Source organism: Bacillus sp. TE9106W (assembly GCF_054062215.1).
Genome location: NZ_JBSSFA010000002.1, coordinates 94,717 through 116,154 on the forward strand (window position 1 = coordinate 94,717; position 21,438 = coordinate 116,154).

Here is a 21,438-nt window from a genome sequence, read left to right on the forward strand (position 1 = left end):
TGAACAAAATTCTCACTAATAAAGTTTTATTTTATGAAATACGTTGAAAATCTTTTTTCTAAGGTGCGTTTCATGTTTTTCTCCTTTTATAAAAGCCCTAATAATTTAATACGTGGATGGCTGTATCCACAACTTCGCAAAATTTGCCCAACCGAATGAATCAATCGTCACGTTTTTTAAAGAAGAAGGATATGTTTTTCTTTTTAAAACGTGATAGTTAAATAAAATGATGTGTTCTGCTTGTAAAAATTCTTCGATCTCATACATGAGCTCATAGCGTTTCTCTTTATTTTCTTCTAATAAAAATGTATCAAGTAAACAGTTAATTTGTTTTTCATAGTGCGGGTCCATGAACCGGTTTACGAAGCAGCTTTTATTTTTAAATACATTTAAGAATGCAAGTTCATGATCGGCAGCAAATACTTCTCCCATGAAAATAATATCGGCATGTTGATCAATAGAGCGATCCATATAATCTGAGACGAGAAATGGGTGAAGCTCTACTTGTATACCTAAACTTTCACATCGTTCTTTTAGGAAATATGCATCATTTGCACTATCTTTAAATGCGAAGAAGTAAATATGTATCGTCTCTCCGTTATAAGTGCTCTTTTTTAAATACTCTTTCGCTTTTTCTAAAGAGTAAGATCTTTTAGAAGCTTGACGACTTCTTTCAGGGAAAAAGCTTGATGCAGCAATTGTTCGTCTTCCTTCTATGCTACGAAGTATCGTTTCAACGTCATATAGTTCTCTCCAAGCTTTTCGAAAGTACATGTCGTGATGAGGACCAGGTTTTGTAAAGTTGAAGCCAGCATAAATACAACCTATTTCTTCTATTTGTATATTATGTCTTTCATTTTCCTCTTCATTTGGTAGTTCATAATCAGCATCGATTTGTACATGATCCGGAATACCCCAAAATTCAATACGGTCTAATAATGCGCGCTCTTTAAAATAATGAGTGAATGCTTCGAGTACGATATTATCTTCAGAGTAATGAGTAAGTTTGAAAGGTCCGGTACCTATATAATGATGATTTTCGATACTCACATCACGCGGTAAAATTGCTAGTTGTATGGAACTTACATAGTGTAAGAAAAAAAGGTTGGGTTTTGCTAAATGGAACCTTATTTGCAGTGGTGATGGTGTTTCAATTTGAACAATTTCTTCTGTTAACCATTCGAAAGGAGAGTGAACTTCTTTTAGTCTTTCAAATGAAAATTGTACATCTTTAGAAGTTAAAACTGTTTCGTTATGAAAATGAATATCCTTTCGTAAATAAAAAGTCCACGTAAGCCCGTCTTCACTTAATTCCCACGTATGCGCAATGTGTGGCTCCATTTTTTCCGTAACATCGTTATAAACGACTAACGTATCAAAAATTTGACTCGTAAGATGGCTCTCTGTAGTTACAGCCACAAAAGCCGGATCTAATGGGAATATCTTTCTCGATATAGGAATCTTTAAAATGTCGTACATATCACTTGAAGGTTCGTATCCAAAATGATGATGTAGTTTATTTTCTATCTTTTTTTGAAGTGCAGGGGGGAGAGGTTCTTTTAAAAGAAGAAAAACGTCCTTTAATTTTTCTTGTGCTAACAGTTCATCTGTATAGGATTCAATAGCTTCTACGAAAGTATGTGAAAATAGAATTTCCGTTTTATTTCCGCGTCCTCGCCCTGGAGTCCACCTAATTAATTGCTCCTCGCTCATTTTCTTTAATAAAATCTTTACGTTTTTCGTACTGCAATATAAAACATCCGCTAATTCTTGTAAGCTATTTCGTATATGTTGTTGATCTTGTGCATGTAGTCTTAGTCTAATGTAATAGTCCATAATTTTCATATATACACTTCCTTCTATCATAAAAGGGGAAACTCTTTAGAATATTCTAACCTTTTTCTTCCTTTTTTTCAAAGTAAAATAAGTAAGCATAAGGAGGGGGAAACAATGGGATTTTGGAGTATGCATCGAAATATAAAAATTAGAATTATAACTTCGTTTTTAACACGTACTGTATCCACGATGATTTTTCCATTTATGGCGATTTATTTTTCAATAAAATTAGGTAGCGCGATCGCTGGTGCGTTACTACTCATTAATGTCATGGCTTCATTAGTAATTGGTTTATACGGTGGATATGTTGGAGATCGGCTTGGTCGTAAAAAGGTGATGATTATCGGTCAAAGTATACAAGTCATTTCCATTGCTTGTATGGGGATTGCAAATTCGGATTACGTAGATTCACCGTGGCTCACATTTGTATTTATGCTAGTGAATAGCCTAGGATCTGGACTTATGAATCCTGCGACAGAGGCGATGTTAATTGATGTGAGTACACCGGAAAATCGAAAAGTGATGTACAGCATTAACTATTGGGCAATTAATTTATCCATTGCGATTGGAGCGATATTTGGCGGATTACTATTTGAGAACTATAGATTGCAATTGTTTATCGGATTAACAGTGATTGCAGTTATTACTTTATATGTGATGGCTGTATATATGGAAGAAGTGTATGTAGCACGGAAAACGGTGGAGAAGAAAAATGTATTAAAAGATATGGCGGATAGTTATAAAGTCGTAATGAAGGATAGAGCATTTTTAATTTTTTGTGCAGCAAGTATATGTACATTATCTTTAGAGTTTCAGGTTAATAATTATTTAGGAGTACGTTTGCAGCAGGAATTTGAAACGGTGCACTTTTTCTTTGGGAATGGTGTTACGTTTGAGTTAACAGGTATTCGAATGATGAGCTGGATTTCAGCAGAGAATACAATTTTAGTTGTGTTATGTTCAGCACTTCTTATTAAAATGCTAAAAAGCTTCAACGATTTGAAAATCTTATATGTAGGCTTATTCATTTATACAATTGGATTTACAATACTCGGAACGAGCAATAGCTTATGGATTTTATTATTTGCAGGGCTTTTCCAAACGGTAGGCGAGATGATGTATGTGCCAGTGCGCCAATCTATTATGGCAGATATGGTGCCAAATGAGGCGAGAGGTTCATATATGGCAATTAACGGAATGGTCTTTCAAGTGGCAAAAATGAACGGGGCATTAGGTGTTATGCTAGGTTCATTTATCGCATCTTGGGGCATGAGTGCTCTGTACTTTATCGTTGGTATGAGCAGTATTTTATTATTTATGAAGGCGATAGGGAAAGAGAAGTATGAGAGGCAGATTTCTCAGATTGGATAAAACTATATGAAAAGCGATGCTAAGAATTGCTTTTCATATGAATTTTAAAACGGATCAACTTCAGCTAAATTTGGAGTAGTATTTGGCTGTAGCAAAAGATTTTTTAGCGTTCCTACTTCAGAAAGAGCGACTAATATGTAGCCACTAATCAGTACGATAAGCCCGATGACGCGTAACGTTTGTAAGCTCACTTCACGATTATTTGTTTCTGTAGGATTTGGGGGCGTTGAAGGTGGATTGTTATTCATAAATAAGGCTCCCATCTTTTGTATTTATATATTTGTAAAATCATTATTTAACTTATGGATAGGAATCGTATAGTCATTTTCACTATATGAGAACTGCCTATGAAAAGTGATTAGAAGTTTTTGGGAGAGAAAAGAGGGGGTATGACAAGATCATTAAAAATAAGATTCTTTTTTGTTTTTCATACAAATAAAAAGGTTAATCAAAGTAGCAAAATAGCTACTTTGATTAACCTCTAATAACTATCTCAATATACGTAACGATTCTTCGATAAACGCTGGGATGTCTTCCGGTTGTCTACTTGTTACTAGCTGATTTTGGCATACGACTACTTCTTTATCGTGAAAGTTTCCACCGGCGTTTTTTAAATCGACTTCAATAGATTTATATCCAGTGACATCACGTCCTTCAAGTGTTTGCGCAGTGATGAGTAGCTGAGGTCCGTGACAAATAGCGAAAACAGGTTTTTCCGCATCCATAAATGCTTTACTAAAGCGAACGAAACGCTCATCTGCACGAAGTATATCTGGAGAAAATCCGCCTGGTATGAAGAGTGCATCAAAGTTTTCTGGAGAAACATCATCGATACCTTTATCAATTACGACTTCGCTTTTTCCTTGTTTACCGTGTACCGTTTTACCTTTTTCTGCTTCAATAGTTGTTAATTCATATCCCTTTTGTTTAAAAGCTTCTGCTGGCTCTGTGTATTCTGTGTCCTCGAAATAATCCGTTATTAAAATAGCAATTTTTTTACTCATTTTAATCCGCTCCTTATATTATATTATCGATTCCAAAATCGTCCTTGGGCAATGCCTTCTATAAATGATTCAATTGAAGTGTTTGCTAAGTTGTAAATTCCAGCTCCATCTAATTTAATTTTACTATTGTCCAAAGCATGAGGATTACTTAGGACATAGGCTATCGGTTTAAAGTGTTTAAAAGTAGTTTCTGCAAATTCTAAAACAGGGGGTTGAATGGCAGATTCACTACTAAACACTAATACCGCATCAAAAAGTACAGAGTCTGCTGTTGTATAAGTATCCGTTACTTTAATGGAATCATTGAAATGATGAATTTTATTATCTATGATGCTATAGTTAATGCGATGCTGTGCAAAAGCTTGAATCCATTCGGACAGAAGGGAGACGCTTGGGTCACCATTTAATACAATTGCAACATTTTTAGAATCAGTTTTAAAAATAGTATTGGACATACTTAGTGCAGGTGATTTGGCATCTGAATTTACTTCGTGATTTTCCTTAGGCAAGGGAGCTCCAACAATGTTAGCAACTTCTTTTGCTAATTGACGATCGACATGATTCAGTAGAGTAATTACATTTGCCTTCACCATGTCTGATTTGCACTTCCCAACTTCAAAGCAAAATGCATCTTTTATGTGCTGCTTTTCAATAGGGCTCATACTATTGTAGAAAAGTTTAGCTTGCGAATAAAAGTTAAGGAAGCTTTTACTGCGGCCTCTAATTTTATGTCCATCAATCTTTTCTTGATAATGCTCATATCCGCCCTGTTCAGCTTGCACGGTTGCTGGTTGATTGTCATTTAAGCCATTAGGATGATAGCTTGTTTGACCGCGATGAATTTGCATTTGATGCATACCATCACGTTGATTATTATGAAAAGGACATACGGGCTGGTTAATAGGGATTTGATGGAAATTAGGGCCTCCTAAACGAGATAATTGTGTATCTGTATAGGAGAATAATCTTCCTTGCAGAAGAGGGTCATTTGAAAAATCAATACCTGGTACGACATGACCAGGGTGGAAAGCTACCTGCTCCGTTTCCGCAAAGAAGTTATCAACATTTTTGTTCAATGTCATTTTACCAACTAGTTTTACAGGAACTTCTTCTTCCGGCCATAATTTCGTTGGATCTAAAATATCAAAATCAAATGCATGCTCATCTTCTTCTGGAATTAGCTGTAATCCGAGCTCCCATTCCGGATAATCCCCTTTTTCAATTGCTTCATATAAATCTTGACGATGGAAATCAGGATTTTTCCCAGCAATCTTTTGAGCCTCATCCCACACGAATGAATGAACTCCAAGAGCAGGTTTCCAGTGAAACTTTACGAAATGGGCTTTTCCTTCTGCGTTAATGAGTCGAAATGTGTGAACTCCAAAACCTTCCATCATTCGTAAACTACGCGGAATAGCACGGTCGCTCATTTGCCACATGACCATATGAGTGGACTCAGGATTATGTGCAACAAAATCCCAAAAGGTATCATGAGCGCTAGCCCCCTGAGGAATGTCATTATGTGGTTCTGGTTTAACCGCATGGACAAAATCAGGAAATTTAATAGCATCTTGGATAAAGAATACTGGCATATTATTACCTACTAAATCGTAGTTCCCTTCATCTGTATAAAATTTTGTGGCGAATCCGCGTACATCTCTTACTGTGTCGTTGGATCCTTTAGAACCTTGAACGGTTGAGAAACGTACAAATACAGGTGTTTTCTTTGAAGGATTAGTAAGAAAATCTGCTTTCGTATATGCTTCTAACGATTCATAAAGCTGAAAATAACCATGAGCGCCAACTCCGCGTGCATGAACAATTCTTTCGGGAATTCGTTCGTGATCAAAATGGGTCATTTTCTCGCGAAAGTGGAAATCCTCCATTAAGGTTGGGCCTCTTAAGCCCATCTTTAAAGAAAATTCATCTTCAGCTATTTTTACCCCTTGGTTTGTTGTTAAAGCATGTTTGCGTTGATTATCCGTAACGTGGTGTTCCAATTGCTCCATTTTTTTATTCACAATATAGGCCCCTCCTTTACTTTGTTAATTAATAGATACCCTTTTTATTAGGACGTAAACATGTATTATCGTTTTTGTATGTAAAAATCAAAAAATATCGGTTGTTTCAGTGATTCTTGTTTGAGGAAGAAAAATAAAAAAGCCAAGGAGAAAAATTATTCGCTCCTTGGCTTTTAAGATATTTCTTTTCGTTAAAATGCGGAAATTCGTTGCTTCGTTTTTGGTACAATAATAAATTTGATCCAGATTACCCCGATTACCATAATAATCAAAGCATGTAGTAATTGTCCCGTAGCAATGAGTATAACAATTGAAAATATAATGAGCTGAATGCTTAGCAATATAAAGATTAAGCGAAGAAATTGATTCATTCGTTTTTCAGTATCAATTGGATATAATGCTACAATAATATTTCCCGAAAAATATTTCCATAGGGAACGGAGCTGCATAGAAATCATATATAGGACGATGTATGCGATAGCGCCTTTTACGTATATGTTTGGGATAAAATATAAGGCGAAGGCACCAATCAGCCCTAAGCGAATATATATACCGAAATAATCATTCCCGCGTAAAAACGCGAGTGTATGTAAATAGAAGAAAGTTGCTCGTTTTTTATGTAATAAAGGTTCAATCCAATTTGTAAGCCATTTTCTTTTATTTACTTGCTTATTCAGTTGCGGAACATCGGTGAAGATGCTAGCAAATTGATAAAAACGAACGTTCATTTTTTCTTCTTGCTCAATTATGTAATCCCACGGTATTCGTTTTGTAGGCTGTTTGTTCGTGTATAGAAGCAGGAAAGCAAGTAGTAAGAGTAATCCGCCCAATATGAGAACATTTGCTGCATAAAACAGCATGTAAATAAGGAGGGCGTTACAAGTGATACGAATGATCAGCCATATGTTTTTTTCGTGACGATCACGCCACATCCAATGTATGTATATGTTCCAAGCTTTCGTAACCATTAAAACGATAAAGATTGTACATAAGAAAGGTACAGTTAATTGTAATGATTGAAGTGCAAGTGGAACGAGAATAAGGAACGTAAATAATAATGGGAAAAGCTGCATGATGTAATTATATAGAAGAGATTTTTTGAAATAAGAAGTTAATTTCTCTTCTAGTGCTAGTAAATAGACAGCGTCAGGTTTTTGAATAAATGTACGAATAGGGCATCTCGTTATAATGAATGTAAGTACAATCGTGATGAGTAGTAAAGATATTCCTTTAGAAGGAGATGTTTTTAGAAACTGGGCATAGTAGTATGCGCCAACGCATGAAATAAAGATAAAGCTATATAGTAAACCGTTAATCATACGTGCAAAGTATGTAATGATATTTTGCATATATTGTTGGAAACGGCTGCTCCATAGTGATTCGATTGACATGTTTTTCACCTCTTTGTTCTATTATATATGTTTTGCAAAAGAAAAAACGAGCAAATTGCGTTATGCAACTTGCCCGTCTTTCTTTTCGTTATTTTTTTTCTGATCACGATTCATTAATGGATAGAAAGCAAAGCCGATTACGAATAAACCAATTCCGAGAAGGAACGTTTTTATATCGGATGCACCCGTTTTAATAACCCATAGTGCGTAGCAAAGTGCAATTACTGCAACTATACCGTCCGTAATTCTTGCCCGCATTTCATTTTTATACGTCTCACCAGTAGCGACTAGTTTTAACTGGAAGATTGGTGAAACGAGATATGGGATGAGATAGGCGAGTGTTGATACGGTAATAACGAATGTATAAGCTTCCGCAATTGTTCCTGATAATGTTGAGAATAAGAACACTTGTGACATAATGTTTGTTAATCGTAATGAATAAATTGGACTTCCTTTTTTGTTTGTTTTTGCGAAGAAGGAAGGGAAGAAACCTTCTTTTGCTGCTTGATATGGTACTTCTGAGCTTAATAAAATCCAGCCTAAAATCGAACCGAACAGGGAAGTAAGAGCAAGTAATGCCATCAGTTTCCCGCCGCCGTGACCCATTGCAGCATTTAATGCATCTGCTAACGGACGTTCTGAGGCTTGTAATGTATCAACGTGAAGTACACCCATTGTTAAAATTGTAATTCCTAAGTAAATCGCAACTGTAATAAGTAATCCCGCAACTGTTGCGCGTTTTACTGTTTTTGGAGAAACAGCACGGTTTGATAAAAGAACGGCTGATTCAATTCCGATAAATGCCCAAAGCGTTGTAAGAGCAGCTAAATTTACTTGCGAAAGAAGGCCGTGTGATACACCTGATTTATCGATCATCGGTGTGTACCATTGTCCAAACTTAGAAGCTTCGAATGCAAATAAAGTAACGACGATGAATAAAAGGAATCCAGTTACTTTCGTTGTTGTTGCTAAGAAGTTTAGCTTTCCAGCTCCGCTTACACCGTTTGTTAAAATAACATGAGTTCCCCAAAGTAAGATGGAACAAATGGTAAATGTAATTAGTTTTCCGACTTCTATGTTAAAAGAACCGATTGAAAATAGCAGTCGTGTATCTTTCATAATTGGGAAGAAGAGTGATAAATATCCCGCAAATGATGTAATGATAGCAACGTTACTTGCCCAGTTTGCAACCCAATATCCCCATACCATACTGAAACCAGCCATTTTTTTCTTTTTTGGTGTTGAGAATAAAGCATATGCATGACTTTGTGGTCCTGTCGTTAAATCAGGACGACGAATTGCTAAATTACCGAAAACAAGAGCTAGCATTAAAACACCAAACCCTGTTGTTAACCAAGCTAATGTGACACCGAGAGGGCTTGCTGTTTGTGCCAACGTACTTGGCACCATGAAAATCCCAGCGCCAACCATATTACCGACAACGAAAGCTGTGAGTACCCAAAAGCCCCATTTTTTTTGTTGCATAGAAAATACCTCCAAAGTTAGTATAACCAAGTCAAGCGAGGAGATATGTATGTCTTCCTGAGTCAGGAAGAGAAGTTCCAAACAAAACAAAAAAAGCACGTAATTTGCCGCTACATGCTTTCTATCTTATAAGAAACCCACGACATACCTCTCGATAGCTCTCCACAAACGAAACGTTTGTGACAGTTCTGCACTTATTAAATGCAGACCCAGCAAGTGTGCATGGTGGACACAACTTACTTCGGCAATCATTCCTTTCTCATTCCTTCATCAATGCCACTACATCTCCAGAAATGATACTCTTAATGACTGCAACCTCTACCTCACCGAGATACGAATGAGGATTTAAATATTAAATTAACGTCTTTAAGAGTAACAAATGAATTTTTATACGTCAATGGATATAGTAATAATCAGATTATAGAGAAGAGTTTGTCATTAGAAATGAATAATTATTTGATATCAAAAGAAGCTGATCTAAAACTAGATCAGCTTCTCCATATAAGATTAAACTAAGTTTAATACAGTTACTTTTTCACGTGTCATAGACTCAAGGCTTTTACGAATACCTTGTGCGCCCATACCTGAACCTTTTACACCGATGAATGGGAAGTGGTCAGGGCCGCGCTCTGTGCGTCCGTTAATTTGAACAGAACCAGTTTCGATTTTGTTAGCAATTGCAAATGCTTTGTTAATGTCTTTTGTGAAGACACTTGCTTGCAGACCGAACTCTGATTTGTTAGCAATTTCAATCGCTTGCTCATCTGAAGAAACGCGGATGATTGGAAGGATTGGGCCAAATGGCTCTTCCCAAGCAACTTTCATTTCTTCTGTTACGTGGTCGATTAATGTTGGGTAAATTAAGTTACGCTCACGTTTGTTACCGATAATGATTGTAGCACCTTTTTCTACAGCGTCGTCAACTAAACCTTGAACGAAGTCAGCAGACTTATCGTCGATTAATGGAACGATTGTGCTGTCTTGTTCTGGAGATCCAACTGATAGTTTAGCTACTTGTTCTTTTAATAAGCCAACAAGCTCGTCTGCTACGTTTTCGTGTACAAGTACACGTTTAATAGCTGTACAACGTTGACCAGAGTAAGAGAATGCACCGCTTACGATATGGTTTGCAGCATCTTGTAAGTCAGCATCTTCACGAACGATACCAGGGTCTTTACCACCAAGTTCTAATACAAGTGGAATCATTGAAGCTTTTTTCGCTAAATGTTTACCTGTGTTTGTACCACCTGTGAACGATACCATATTGATGCCTTCGTGTTCTACTAAGTAGTCACCAATTACAGAACCACGTCCTGTCGCTACGTTTACAAGACCTTTTGGAAGGCCAGCTTTATGAAGTGCTTCCACCATTTTAATACCACTAATTGCACCTTGAGTTGCTGGTTTGAAAATAACAGCGTTACCCATAATTAATGCTGGTGCAAGTTTTGCAGCAGATAAGTTTACTGGGTAGTTAAATGGTGCGATTGCTAATACAACACCAAGTGGTGCGCGTTGGATAATCGCAAGTTTTGATTTTGTACCGCCCGGGAAGCTATCGCCCATCATGCTTTCTCCGTGCATATGTAAAGCTTCTTCGATCGTATAACGAATGAAATCAGCTGTACGAACAACTTCTTTCTTCGCATCTTTATATCCTTTACCGACTTCTTTCATAATGATATCGGCAATTTCATCTTGCATATTTACGAGCTCATCAGCCCATTTATATAAATACTTTGCGCGATCTTGTAGAGAAGCTTCCGCCCATGATTTTTGAGCTTCCTTTGCAGATGCAATTGCTTCATCTACTTCTCCGCGAGTAATTGCTTGTACTTGTCCAATTACTTCGTGTAAGTATGGAGATGGAATTTCGATTGTTTCTCCTGAAGAGCTTTCTCTCCATTCTCCATTTAAATAAAATTTGTACGTATTGCTAGTTGTCATGATTAGTCCTCCTAAAATAGCAACTTGTAAGAGTGAGTATAAGGTGATTGTATGGGGTTTGATAACATTTTTCAAATGAAATATTTGTGAAAACGATTTCTTATGAAGTTTTTATTTTGTATGCCCTTTCTTACAGAACATTCCCTTATTTCGAAATGATGGATCATATATTTTTATTCAATTTGTAAAAAAAATAATTGACAGAATACTCAATAAAGTTATAAGATTATAAATGGAAAATAAATGAAGGGGGTGTGCGTAATGATTGTAATCGTAAATGTAATGGGTTTAGCTCTGTTAAATGGCAGAAAACATTTATATCATTACGCAACCCGTGCGGATATATAGGGCATTTTTGTCTTATAAAAAGCGTACGTTGCGTATATCGTAACGTACGCTTTTATGCATTTTTGTGCATATCGTCAAGCGGCGGTATGCTTTTTTTTGTTTATTTTCCATGTTACTAAATAAAACTTTGGAAGGTGGAAAAATGTGATGAGATTGTATGGGTTACGGAATGTAAATGTAATGGGTCTGGATAGCGGATAGAGAAATGAGAGATAAACGAGAACGAGAAGGGAGAGATTACATTGTTTTCAGTATTACTAAAGTTAAAGTGGTTTTTTAAGGAGCACTGGAAGAGATATAGTATCGCCATTGGAGCTCTTTTAATTGTGAATATAGTGGAAGTTATCCCCCCGAAAGTGTTAGGGGTTACGATAGATAATATAAAAACAGGAACGTTATCGAACGAAGCTATTATACAGTCTATTCTTATTTTAATTGGGGTTACGATAGTTGGATATGGCCTCACTTTCGTATGGCAACATCAATTGTTTGGCGGTGCATTCGTGCTTGAGAAAACGATGCGCTCTAAATTTATGGGGCATTTACTTAAGATGACGCCGACTTTTTACCAAAAAAATCGTACTGGTGATTTAATGGCGAGAGCAACGAATGATTTAAAAGCAATCGCTATGACAGCTGGTTTCGGTATATTAACGCTCGTGGATTCGAGTTTATATATGCTTACGATTGTCTTTATGATGGGATTTACAATTAGTTGGGAGCTTACATTTGCGGCACTTATACCACTTCCAATTATGGCATATGCGATGAATATATATGGAAAGAAATTGCATGAAAGATTTACAGTTGCGCAAGATGCGTTCGGTGATATGAACGATAAAGTACTAGAATCGATCGCTGGCGTGCGCGTTATTCGTGCGTATGTACAAGAGAACGCAGATCAGGAAAGATTTCATCATTTAGGAGATGACGTCTACGAAAAAAATATGAAGGTAGCAAGAATCGATGCATTATTCCAGCCAACTGTGAAAATGCTTGTCGGCCTTAGTTATTTAATTGGTTTAGTGTATGGCGCGTACCTTGTATTTCAATCAAAGGTAACACTCGGTGAACTTGTTTCCTTTAACGTGTATTTAGGGATGATGATTTGGCCGATGTTTGCAATTGGGGAATTAATTAATGTTATGCAAAGAGGAAATGCATCACTCGATCGTGTAAATGAAACGTTAGCGTATGAACCAGATATAAAGGATCCGAAACATCCAAAGCTTGTACAAGAGCCGGATTATATTCAGTTTGATGATGTTACCTTTTCATATCCTTCATCAACTGAAACAAATTTAAAAAAGGTTTCGTTTACATTAAAACAAGGGGAAACGCTTGGGGTTGTTGGAAAAACCGGAAGCGGAAAAACGACGCTTGTACGTCAGCTTCTTCGCCAATATCCGCTTGGAGATGGGGATATTGCAGTCTCTGATGTGACATTAGATAAAATGACGAATGAAAATGTACTTGGGTGGATTGGTTATGTACCGCAGGAACATATTTTATTCTCAAAAACAGCGCGGGAAAATATTTTATTCGGAAATAGGGAAGCGACGGAAGAAGAACTTGAGAAAGCGATTGAAATTGCGGCGTTTAAAAAGGATTTAGAGTTTTTGCCAGAAGGGTTAGAAACGCTTGTTGGAGAGAAAGGTGTTTCTTTATCAGGAGGGCAAAAACAAAGGATTTCAATTGCACGAGCTGTTATTCAAAATCCAGAAATTTTAATTTTGGACGATTCTTTATCAGCTGTTGATGCTCGTACGGAAGCGGCGATTATTGAAAATATAAGAACAGAGAGAAGCGGAAAGACGACGATTATTACGACGCACCGTTTATCTGCCGTACAACATGCGGATTGGATTCTCGTTATGGATGAGGGAGAAGTAATGGAAGAAGGTACGCATGATCAGCTTATCCAAAAGGGAGGCTGGTATGCGGAGCAGTTTGAAAGACAACAAGGTGAAAGTGAAAGTGCGGATAGTGGGGTGAAAATATGAGCGTTTCAAAACGATTGTTTCAATACGCAATGAAAGTAAAAGGAACAATTTTTGCAGCGATGCTAATGTTATTTATTTTCGTCATCGCAGAGCTTGCTGGTCCTTTCGTCGCGAAAACGATGATTGATGATCATATCGTTGGAATAGAGAAACCTTGGTATGAAACAGAAAAGAGTGAAGAGGCTGTTTCGTATAATGGCGCCTTTTATAAGAGAAGTGATCGCTTTGAACAAGGTGAGAAAAAAGGAAAAGAAGTACGCGTGATGCAAGTCGGTTTTCAATATTACTTTGTGCCGAATAAAGTGAATGCTGAAGGATCACGTACTGTAAAAGGGGATATGATTACCGTTCAAAATGGTAAGGCAGTGCAAGTGTATAAAGCGAAAGCATTAACGAAAGAAGAAGTGTTTGCGTTTTATAAACCAGAAATAAACCGACTATTATTACTTGGTGGAGGCTATTTTGCTTTATTAGTAGTCGTTTCATTGTTTGCATACGGAAAGCAATTTTTCTTGCAGAAAGCGGCGAACAAAATTATTCAAATTATGAGGGAAGATGTCTTTTCTCATATCCAAACGTTGCCGATTCGGTATTTTGATCATTTACCGGCGGGGAAAATTGTATCGCGCGTGACGAATGATACGGAAGCCATTCGTGATCTATACGTAACGGTACTTGCGACATTCGTTTCTAGTATCATCTATATTATTGGGATATTTGCCGCGCTATTTTTACTCGATGTAAAATTGGCGACGTTATGTTTACTTATTATCCCGATTTTAATTGTTTGGGCCATTTTATATAGAAAATATGCGTCTGTATACAATCATAAAATGCGTTCGCGTTTATCTGATATTAACGGAACAGTGAATGAATCCATTCAAGGGATGCCAATTATTCAAGCGTTCCGTCAAGAGCGTGAAACGAAAAAAGAGTTTGAAGAATTAAATGGTGATTATTTTAAGTATCAAAATAAAATTTTAAATTTAAATGCAGCAACTTCTCATAATTTAGTAGGTGTATTAAGAAATATCGCTTTCACAGGTGTGATCTGGTATTTCGGTGGTGCTTCATTAAGTGCTTCAGGATTCATTTCTCTAGGGATACTGTATGCGTTCGTTGATTATTTAACACGATTGTTCTCACCGATTACAAATATGGTGAATCAGCTTGCTAACTTAGAACAATCGCGCGTTGCATCCGAGCGCGTTTTCGAACTGTTAGAGGAAAAGGGAGAGACAGTAGAAGAAGAGCGTATGCCTCGCTTACAAGGAAATGTGAAGTTTGATAATGTGTCATTTTCTTATAATGGAAAAGATGAAGTGTTAAAAAATATATCATTTGAAGCGAAACAAGGTGAGACAGTGGCACTTGTCGGGCATACTGGATCAGGGAAAAGTTCTATTATGAACGTACTCTTTCAGTTTTACGAGTTTGAAAAAGGAAAGCTTACGATTGACGGTCATGATGTAAAAGAGATGCCGAAACAAGCAACTCGTGAACATATGGGAATCGTACTGCAAGACCCGTTTTTATTTAGCGGAACAGTAGCATCTAATGTAAGTTTAGAAAATGAAAACATTTCAAAAGAGCGCATCGTAAAAGCATTGCGTGATGTAGGTGCTGAAAGATTTGCGAACAATATAAATGAAGAAATTACGGAGAAAGGAAGTACACTTTCAACCGGAGAACGTCAGCTTATATCGTTTGCTAGGGCGCTCGCTTTTGACCCAGCCATTTTAATATTAGATGAGGCTACGTCGAGTATCGATACAGAAACAGAGGCGATGATTCAACAAGCGCTAGAAGTTGTGAAAAAAGGAAGAACGACATTTATTATCGCTCACCGACTTTCAACAATTAAAAGCGCAGATCAAATTATTGTGCTTGATAGAGGAACCATTTTAGAAAAAGGGTCTCACGATGAACTAATGAAAAAGCGCGGGCGTTATTACGATATGTACAAAACGCAAATGGAAGGGAACCAGAGTGCTTAATAGGTATGGGGAGGAACTTGTGATTTTCACAAGTTCTTTTTTTAGTGAATTACGGCAATTAAATAAGAAGTATTATTTTACCTTTCGTACAATAAATGCTATATTAAAAAATGTTACTTATTTTTTGTATGTACGGTTATTTTTCAATTTTGTTTGATTATGAAGAAAAAGGATAAACTAAATAAGAACATTTTCATTGAAAAATTGTTCAAGATTGCATACAATCAATATAGTTTTTAAATTCCTATCAGAATACTTGGAGGATTATCATCATGAAGAAATTATTTTCAGTACTTGCAGTAACTACATTAGCGATCGGGATTGTAGCCGGCTGCGGTAAAGAAGAGAAAAAAGATACAGCTAGTCAAGACGCATTACAAAAGATTAAACAAAGCGGTGAACTTGTAATTGGTACAGAAGGTACATACCCACCATTTACGTTCCACGATTCAAGCAATAAATTAACTGGATTTGACGTTGAATTAGCAGAAGAAGTTGCAAAACGTTTAGGAGTAAAACCTGTATTTAAAGAAACACAATGGGATAGCTTACTTGCTGGTTTAGATGCAAAACGTTTTGATATGGTTGCAAACGAAGTTGGTATTCGTGAAGATCGTCAAAAGAAATACGACTTCTCTAAACCATACGTTTCATCTTCAGCGGTATTAGTTATTGCAAAAGATAAAGATAAACCTGCTACATTTGCTGATGTAAAAGGATTAAAAGCAGCACAATCTTTAACAAGTAACTATGCAGATATTGCTAAGAAAAACGGTGCGGAAATTACGAATGTAGAAGGCTTTAGCCAAGCTGCAGAATTATTAAACACTGGCCGCGTTGATTTCACAATTAATGATAAATTATCAGTGTTAAACTATTTAGAAACGAAAAAAGATGCAAAAATTAAAATTGTAGATACAGAAAAAGAAGCGTCACAAAGTGGATTCTTATTCCGTAAAGGTAGCGACAAGCTAGTACAAGAAGTAGATAAAGCGTTAGAAGATATGAAAAAAGATGGTACGTATGACAAAATAGCGAAAAAATGGTTCGGTGAAAATGTATCTAAGTAGTGCATTGGCTTCAGATCGATTGTCTACTTGGATAGATATTATGCAGTCTTCCTTCATGCCTATGCTGAAGGAAGCTGTTTTTACGACAATTCCATTAACGCTTATTACATTTATTATCGGGATTATACTTGCGACGTTAACGGCGCTTGCACGTATTTCAGGTAGTCGTATTTTACAATGGATTGCTCGTATCTATGTATCTATCATTCGCGGAACGCCACTTCTTGTACAATTATTTATTATTTTCTATGGCCTTCCAACTCTTAATGTTGAAGTTGAGCCATATACAGCAGCAGTGATTGGATTTTCATTAAATGTCGGTGCGTATGCATCTGAAATTATTCGTGCTTCTATCCTTTCCATTCCGAAAGGGCAGTGGGAAGCAGCTTATACAATTGGGATGACATATCCACAAGCGTTAAAACGTGTTATTTTACCGCAAGCAACGCGTGTATCAATCCCGCCGCTTTCGAATACATTTATTAGCTTAGTGAAAGATACTTCATTAGCATCGTTAATTTTAGTAACAGAAATGTTCCGAAAAGCGCAGGAAATTGCGGCAATGAACTATGAGTTTTTAATTGTTTATTTTGAAGCAGGTCTTATTTATTGGGTTATTTGTTTCTTATTATCAATCGTACAACAGATGTTAGAAAAGCGTTCAGAACGCTACACATTAAAATAATCCTTTTACAAAAGGAGTTTTTGTTTTTATGATTTCAATTCAGCACTTACAAAAAAGTTTCGGAGATAATACCGTACTAAAGCATATAGATTTAACAGTTGAGAAGGGCGAGGTTGTTGTTATTATCGGGCCGTCTGGATCTGGTAAAACGACATTCCTGCGTTGTCTCAATGTATTAGAAACGCCAAACGCTGGTAATATTCGTATCGGTAATAAAGAACTTAACTTCTCTCAAAAAGTAACGAAGAAAGATATTGTCAACCTTCGTACGCAAACAGGCATGGTATTCCAGCACCATAATCTATTCCCGCATTTAACAGCACTTCAAAATGTAATGGAAGGGCTCGTTACAGTGAAAAAGATGGGGAAAGATGAAGCGAAGAAAAAAGCAAACTATTTCCTTGAAAAAGTTGGTTTAGCAGATAAAGTGGATTTATATCCGTTCCAACTATCAGGCGGACAACAACAGCGCGTTGGAATTGCTCGCGCGCTTGCAATGGAACCAGAAGTGTTACTATTTGATGAGCCGACGTCAGCGCTTGATCCTGAGCTAGTTCAAGAAGTTCTGAAGGTCATGAAAGAACTTGCTAAAGAAGGCATGACAATGGTCATTGTAACGCACGAAATGCGCTTTGCACATCAAATTGCGAACCGTGTTATTTTCATGGATGGCGGTGTCGTTGTCGAACAAGGTACACCAGAAGATGTATTTACAAATCCAAAAGAAGAACGTACGAAGAAGTTTTTACAAATGTTGCAATAAATGAAGGAAGGTCTCAAGGCATATGCCTTGAGACCTTTTTGCCATATATATTTATTTGTGGAATCCGCCAAGGCTTTGCTCAGCCATTGCAACTAGACGTTTTGTGATTTCGCCACCAACAGAACCGTTAGCACGAGCTGTAGAATCTGCTCCTAATTGTACACCAAATTCTTGAGCGATTTCGTACTTCATTTGGTCGATTGCAGCTGTTGCTCCTGGTACTACTAATTGATTTGAAGAATTTTGGTTTGCCATAGGAATATATCCTCCTTAGAGTTATAAAAATTTTTTTGGTTGGACTAGCTGGAGTTGAACCAGATTATCGCCCCGTTTGGCGCTAATCCATCGGTAATTAAGTTTGTACTCATAGTATGGATGTTACCTAGAAAGATATACGAAATAATAATTTGTAAATTTTGTAAAAAATTCTTAGTGATTTCGTAAATTATGAAATAAGAGTAATCGTTGTATTTTTTAGAAAGAAGGCTAAACTAAGAGCGATATGAAATATATTTTTCTTTTTGTATCCTGCTATTTTGAGGCAAATGTAAGTAAGAAAGGGGCAAGCCGCTCCTATACGTAGCTAGATACAATTATATGGAGGAATCGTGATGGGAATTTGCCCGCTTTGCAACGCATTAGAATTACAAACATATTCTTGTCAAAATTGCCAAAGTATACTCCAAGATTATGGGAAGGCTGTAGATTACATAGACGATTATAGTGCGTATATGGACCAAGAATTATTAAGTGCAGTAGATGGATTGACACATAATAATTCAAATGAATATTGCAATCATATTTTTTATTGCGGAGTATGTAACGTGGAAACAGAGGTTGTAGTAAAACTCGTGTAAATAGAAAACTTCCACCTTATGAATGAGGTGGAAGTTTTTGTTTTTGTATTTGTGAGTGAATCATAGGAGACGGAATATGCTCGTTGTTTGAGGAAGTCTCTGATTTTATTTGAGACATTTTTTCTTTTGTATCGCGCAAAGAATGTTCAGTTAAGTAGATGGCATATTCGTAAAATAATTGGCGCGTTAGTTCACTTTGTTCTTTTAACTTGGCATCTTGGAACACAGTTCGCCCTGGTTTAGAGTTTGCTTCAAAGAGCCATGGGTTTTCCTGCGTGTCTAAACCGATATCAAAACCGATTTCTCCAATATTTCCGGTTACTTGTTCATCGAGCGCGTAACTAATTTGTAAGGCTGTATGTTTTAATTTATTTTCAATTTGAATTTGTTTCGTTGAATCAGGAAAAAGTTCTTGTAGCAATTTTGTATCGCCACCGCTATTTACATGCGTTGTTAAGCTACCTTTGCCAGCAATTTTTGCCACGATTGCACTGACCATCCATTGGCCGAAATGATTTTTATTTGTATGAATGCGAAAATCAACAGGTTGCCCATCGAAGCGAAGTAAGGAAATACCTTGTTGGACGATAAATTTTTTTAAATCATGTCCTTTTAACACATGGTTCAGAAGCGTTTCTAATGATTGGTACTTTCTTAGTTTATTTTCTTCATTTTCGCGATAACGACAGTAGTAGCAATTCTCTGTTTGAGAATAAAATAGTTGATGAATATTTCTACCGAAGCTACCATGAATCGGTTTCATGTAAATTGATTTATACGTTCCGAGAAATCGTTCCACTTGTTCGAAGTGCTGAAATGTTTCTGTGCTTGGTAATAACGGCATAATGGATTCATCTTTCATAAGAAGTTGATGTACTTCCCATTTATTAAAAAACCCTGGGTTAAACCATGGAATAGCATAGTCATGCTCTAGCTTTCTTTTTGCTCTTACAATCGGTTTATAATTTTCGGCTTTCCGATTTGGTAATCGATCGTAAATGACATTCGGTAAAGGAACCTTTTTCTTTATCCACTTTTCCTCTTGAAAGAAATACCCTTCAATTGTTTCATCCTCCCAGTCTATATGTTGCACACCAAAAACGAATACAAATGGTCGTAAGGTGAATGGTGGCGTTAGTAATTCGCCAAGAGAAGTGGAGCGTTTCCCTAAAGGATTAGAAGTGTCATCGTTAAAACCAGTTGTGAAAATCCCGATTAATGGTCCGAAAATAATCGTTTCATTTTGTGTGAATGCATGGATAGTAGTGGAATGAGGCAGTAAAAGTTTTTCAGCAATTTGTTTTCCAATTATGATTTCGCGAGTAAAGGAATAATGAATTTTTACCTCTTCACTTGCAACATGGCGTAGACCAAAGGAAAGGGATGTAATTGGTGGTGTAATAGAAAAAATATAAGGTAAAGTAATACTATTTGGATGTTCATCTGAAATGTTTAATGTATATATATGTTCTTTCAAAATAGATTTCCCCCCTTTCATTATGGTGTAAAGCGACTGAATTTTAATGGTCCGTGATATATTTTTTCGGCTAATGAATCACTATGACGAATGTAATGTTCGTAAGGGGGAATCGTGTTGACATACATAAGCCAAATTGCCCCTTTTTGATCCATAATAGTGGAAAGCTCTAGCTCGAATAATGAAGAATAAGATGCATCTAGCGTTTGAAACACTTCAGTTATAATGTCTTGTAAAGCGTCTTGTAATAATTGTACACCAGTACTAGAAAGTACGTATTTAATTTTTGAAAATGCATGTAGCGAGGAATCTTCCGGTGCCGATAGTAAAAGTTGATTCGGAAATGAACTTTTTTGTATAAACTGACCGATAACGTCCCATTTCTGTTCTTTATTTTTTTGTAAAATGGTTCGAATATGGAGTGGGTATGTTAATTGATTTGGAGGTTGCAGCATCGTATGCGTCATGTAACGTGCTGATCGTATATTAGATTTGTACCAAAATATAAATTCATCTGTCCGTTTAATTGGAGTAGAAATATGATAGGCATCATTTATTGTATCAACATGAAACGTTTTATTTTTATAAACGACCCGGTACAAACTTTCACTGGAATGTGCGTTAGTAGGACGTATAATAATATCTTTTGTTTTTAATAACAGTTTGAAAATATTTTGTATCGTTGCTATTTCAAATTTCGGTATATAAGGAGATAATTTTTTATTCGTGAGAAATACATCATGTAGTTTGCTTAAGTCAATGAGTGTGTTATTTAAAAAGGTAGTGGAAGGACGATTGTGTAATGAGCAAATAATTGACTTTGCTTTTTCGACGTCTGTTTCCTCGTTAAAAGAAGAACGATCGTATATATAAGAAGGAATAGGGAATGTTTGCTCTTTCCATTTTCCTGTATCTGTATCATAAATCAGACCAGAAATAAGAGCTGTTTTAGGATCAATACCAAACGGCGTAAACTGGGCAACGACATTATGATAAAGCCGAGCGCGTTTAGCGATTTCGGTGTAATACGTTTGCTCATAATGAGGGTGAGAAGTTAAAATACCGAGAACCAACGAAATCACTCCTTTACTAACAAAATGTTGGCACAATAGGCGAAGCTATATATTGCAAATACGTTTTTATACCATTATACTTTTGTCCGTATGATGATATGCTATAGTTT

At 36.5% G+C, this 21,438-nt stretch carries 17 protein-coding genes and 1 riboswitch; of the genes, 7 read left to right on the forward strand and 10 right to left on the reverse strand.

Annotated elements, in window-relative coordinates; translation table 11 throughout:
• Nucleotides 1-105: 105 nt before the first annotated feature.
• Nucleotides 106-1,866 (reverse strand): SgrR family transcriptional regulator, encoded by a 1,761-nt coding sequence (locus ACVWY7_RS04060; protein WP_144507795.1) that lies wholly within the window; start codon nucleotides 1,864-1,866, stop codon nucleotides 106-108.
• Between the two features lie 84 nt (nucleotides 1,867-1,950).
• Between ACVWY7_RS04060 and ACVWY7_RS04065 the strand changes: the two genes are divergently transcribed.
• Entirely contained in the window at nucleotides 1,951-3,207 is a 1,257-nt protein-coding gene (locus ACVWY7_RS04065) for an MDR family MFS transporter (protein WP_105989977.1), read from the forward strand.
• Nucleotides 3,208-3,251: 44 nt separating this feature from the next.
• Here ACVWY7_RS04065 and ACVWY7_RS04070 read toward each other — a convergent pair whose 3' ends face one another.
• The 6 genes from ACVWY7_RS04070 to gapN all read right to left on the reverse strand — a co-directional run bounded on the left by ACVWY7_RS04070 (nucleotide 3,252) and on the right by gapN (nucleotide 11,055).
• Nucleotides 3,252-3,455 (reverse strand): hypothetical protein, encoded by a 204-nt coding sequence (locus ACVWY7_RS04070; protein ID WP_001063868.1) that lies wholly within the window; start codon nucleotides 3,453-3,455, stop codon nucleotides 3,252-3,254.
• Between the two features lie 240 nt (nucleotides 3,456-3,695).
• Nucleotides 3,696-4,211, reverse strand: coding sequence for a type 1 glutamine amidotransferase domain-containing protein (locus tag ACVWY7_RS04075; RefSeq protein WP_047956437.1), 516 nt, complete (start codon nucleotides 4,209-4,211; stop codon nucleotides 3,696-3,698).
• Between the two features lie 23 nt (nucleotides 4,212-4,234).
• Nucleotides 4,235-6,232 carry a catalase gene (locus ACVWY7_RS04080; RefSeq protein ID WP_142395596.1) on the reverse strand — a complete coding sequence of 666 codons (1,998 nt, stop codon included), beginning with the start codon at nucleotides 6,230-6,232 and terminating at the stop codon, nucleotides 4,235-4,237.
• A gap of 191 nt (nucleotides 6,233-6,423) precedes the next feature.
• Nucleotides 6,424-7,623 (reverse strand): ABC transporter permease, encoded by a 1,200-nt coding sequence (locus tag ACVWY7_RS04085; protein WP_105989976.1) that lies wholly within the window; start codon nucleotides 7,621-7,623, stop codon nucleotides 6,424-6,426.
• Nucleotides 7,624-7,683: 60 nt separating this feature from the next.
• Nucleotides 7,684-9,108, reverse strand: coding sequence for an amino acid permease (locus ACVWY7_RS04090; protein WP_017561815.1), 1,425 nt, complete (start codon nucleotides 9,106-9,108; stop codon nucleotides 7,684-7,686).
• Nucleotides 9,109-9,255: 147 nt separating this feature from the next.
• A riboswitch (Lysine riboswitch) is annotated at nucleotides 9,256-9,437 on the reverse strand.
• A 178-nt stretch (nucleotides 9,438-9,615) separates the two neighbouring features.
• Nucleotides 9,616-11,055 (reverse strand): NADP-dependent glyceraldehyde-3-phosphate dehydrogenase, encoded by a 1,440-nt coding sequence (gene gapN / locus ACVWY7_RS04095; protein ID WP_105989975.1) that lies wholly within the window; start codon nucleotides 11,053-11,055, stop codon nucleotides 9,616-9,618.
• A gap of 590 nt (nucleotides 11,056-11,645) precedes the next feature.
• On the opposite strand from gapN, the gene ACVWY7_RS04100 reads away from it, so the two are divergent.
• The 5 genes from ACVWY7_RS04100 to ACVWY7_RS04120 all read left to right on the forward strand — a co-directional run bounded on the left by ACVWY7_RS04100 (nucleotide 11,646) and on the right by ACVWY7_RS04120 (nucleotide 17,921).
• Nucleotides 11,646-13,406: an ABC transporter ATP-binding protein gene (locus tag ACVWY7_RS04100; RefSeq protein WP_212114616.1), complete on the forward strand. Its 1,761-nt coding sequence runs from the start codon at nucleotides 11,646-11,648 to the stop codon at nucleotides 13,404-13,406.
• Nucleotides 13,403-15,403, forward strand: a complete 2,001-nt coding sequence (locus ACVWY7_RS04105; RefSeq protein ID WP_046946806.1) for an ABC transporter ATP-binding protein — start codon at nucleotides 13,403-13,405, stop codon at nucleotides 15,401-15,403. The genes ACVWY7_RS04100 and ACVWY7_RS04105 overlap by 4 nt, the downstream gene beginning before the upstream one ends.
• 272 nt (nucleotides 15,404-15,675) lie before the next feature.
• A complete protein-coding gene (locus tag ACVWY7_RS04110) occupies nucleotides 15,676-16,473 on the forward strand; it encodes an amino acid ABC transporter substrate-binding protein (protein WP_000732848.1) in 798 nt (265 codons plus the stop codon).
• Nucleotides 16,460-17,158, forward strand: a complete 699-nt coding sequence (locus ACVWY7_RS04115) for an amino acid ABC transporter permease (protein WP_000281491.1) — start codon at nucleotides 16,460-16,462, stop codon at nucleotides 17,156-17,158. Before ACVWY7_RS04110 ends, ACVWY7_RS04115 begins: the two co-directional genes overlap by 14 nt.
• A 28-nt stretch (nucleotides 17,159-17,186) precedes the next feature.
• Nucleotides 17,187-17,921 carry an amino acid ABC transporter ATP-binding protein gene (locus ACVWY7_RS04120; protein ID WP_000623606.1) on the forward strand — a complete coding sequence of 245 codons (735 nt, stop codon included), beginning with the start codon at nucleotides 17,187-17,189 and terminating at the stop codon, nucleotides 17,919-17,921.
• A 51-nt stretch (nucleotides 17,922-17,972) separates the two neighbouring features.
• Here the strand turns inward: ACVWY7_RS04120 and sasP are convergent, their stop codons facing one another.
• Nucleotides 17,973-18,176, reverse strand: a complete 204-nt coding sequence (gene sasP, locus ACVWY7_RS04125) for a small acid-soluble spore protein, SasP family (protein WP_000013338.1) — start codon at nucleotides 18,174-18,176, stop codon at nucleotides 17,973-17,975.
• Between the two features lie 356 nt (nucleotides 18,177-18,532).
• Here sasP and ACVWY7_RS04130 point away from each other — a divergent pair, with 356 nt between their 5' ends.
• Nucleotides 18,533-18,778 carry a hypothetical protein gene (locus ACVWY7_RS04130; protein ID WP_000510456.1) on the forward strand — a complete coding sequence of 82 codons (246 nt, stop codon included), beginning with the start codon at nucleotides 18,533-18,535 and terminating at the stop codon, nucleotides 18,776-18,778.
• A gap of 16 nt (nucleotides 18,779-18,794) precedes the next feature.
• On the opposite strand, the gene ACVWY7_RS04135 is transcribed toward ACVWY7_RS04130, so the two are convergent.
• Complete coding sequence (locus ACVWY7_RS04135; RefSeq protein ID WP_105989973.1) at nucleotides 18,795-20,255, reverse strand: YheC/YheD family endospore coat-associated protein; 1,461 nt, start codon at nucleotides 20,253-20,255, stop codon at nucleotides 18,795-18,797.
• 20 nt (nucleotides 20,256-20,275) lie between these two features.
• The gene (locus tag ACVWY7_RS04140) at nucleotides 20,276-21,328 is read right to left on the reverse strand and encodes a YheC/YheD family protein (RefSeq protein WP_073524714.1); all 1,053 of its coding nucleotides are present in this window, start codon (nucleotides 21,326-21,328) and stop codon (nucleotides 20,276-20,278) included.
• Nucleotides 21,329-21,438 lie beyond the last annotated feature (110 nt).

Coding starts and splice junctions, on each gene's coding strand:
- ACVWY7_RS04060 (WP_144507795.1), bottom strand. CDS start 1,866: ATGATAGAAGGAAGTGTATATATGAAAATTATGGACTATTACATTAGA.
- ACVWY7_RS04065 (WP_105989977.1), top strand. CDS start 1,951: ATGGGATTTTGGAGTATGCATCGAAATATAAAAATTAGAATTATAACT.
- ACVWY7_RS04070 (WP_001063868.1), bottom strand. CDS start 3,455: ATGAATAACAATCCACCTTCAACGCCCCCAAATCCTACAGAAACAAAT.
- ACVWY7_RS04075 (WP_047956437.1), bottom strand. CDS start 4,211: ATGAGTAAAAAAATTGCTATTTTAATAACGGATTATTTCGAGGACACA.
- ACVWY7_RS04085 (WP_105989976.1), bottom strand. CDS start 7,623: ATGTCAATCGAATCACTATGGAGCAGCCGTTTCCAACAATATATGCAA.
- ACVWY7_RS04090 (WP_017561815.1), bottom strand. CDS start 9,108: ATGCAACAAAAAAAATGGGGCTTTTGGGTACTCACAGCTTTCGTTGTC.
- gapN (WP_105989975.1), bottom strand. CDS start 11,055: ATGACAACTAGCAATACGTACAAATTTTATTTAAATGGAGAATGGAGA.
- ACVWY7_RS04105 (WP_046946806.1), top strand. CDS start 13,403: ATGAGCGTTTCAAAACGATTGTTTCAATACGCAATGAAAGTAAAAGGA.
- ACVWY7_RS04110 (WP_000732848.1), top strand. CDS start 15,676: ATGAAGAAATTATTTTCAGTACTTGCAGTAACTACATTAGCGATCGGG.
- ACVWY7_RS04115 (WP_000281491.1), top strand. CDS start 16,460: ATGTATCTAAGTAGTGCATTGGCTTCAGATCGATTGTCTACTTGGATA.
- ACVWY7_RS04120 (WP_000623606.1), top strand. CDS start 17,187: ATGATTTCAATTCAGCACTTACAAAAAAGTTTCGGAGATAATACCGTA.
- sasP (WP_000013338.1), bottom strand. CDS start 18,176: ATGGCAAACCAAAATTCTTCAAATCAATTAGTAGTACCAGGAGCAACA.
- ACVWY7_RS04130 (WP_000510456.1), top strand. CDS start 18,533: ATGGGAATTTGCCCGCTTTGCAACGCATTAGAATTACAAACATATTCT.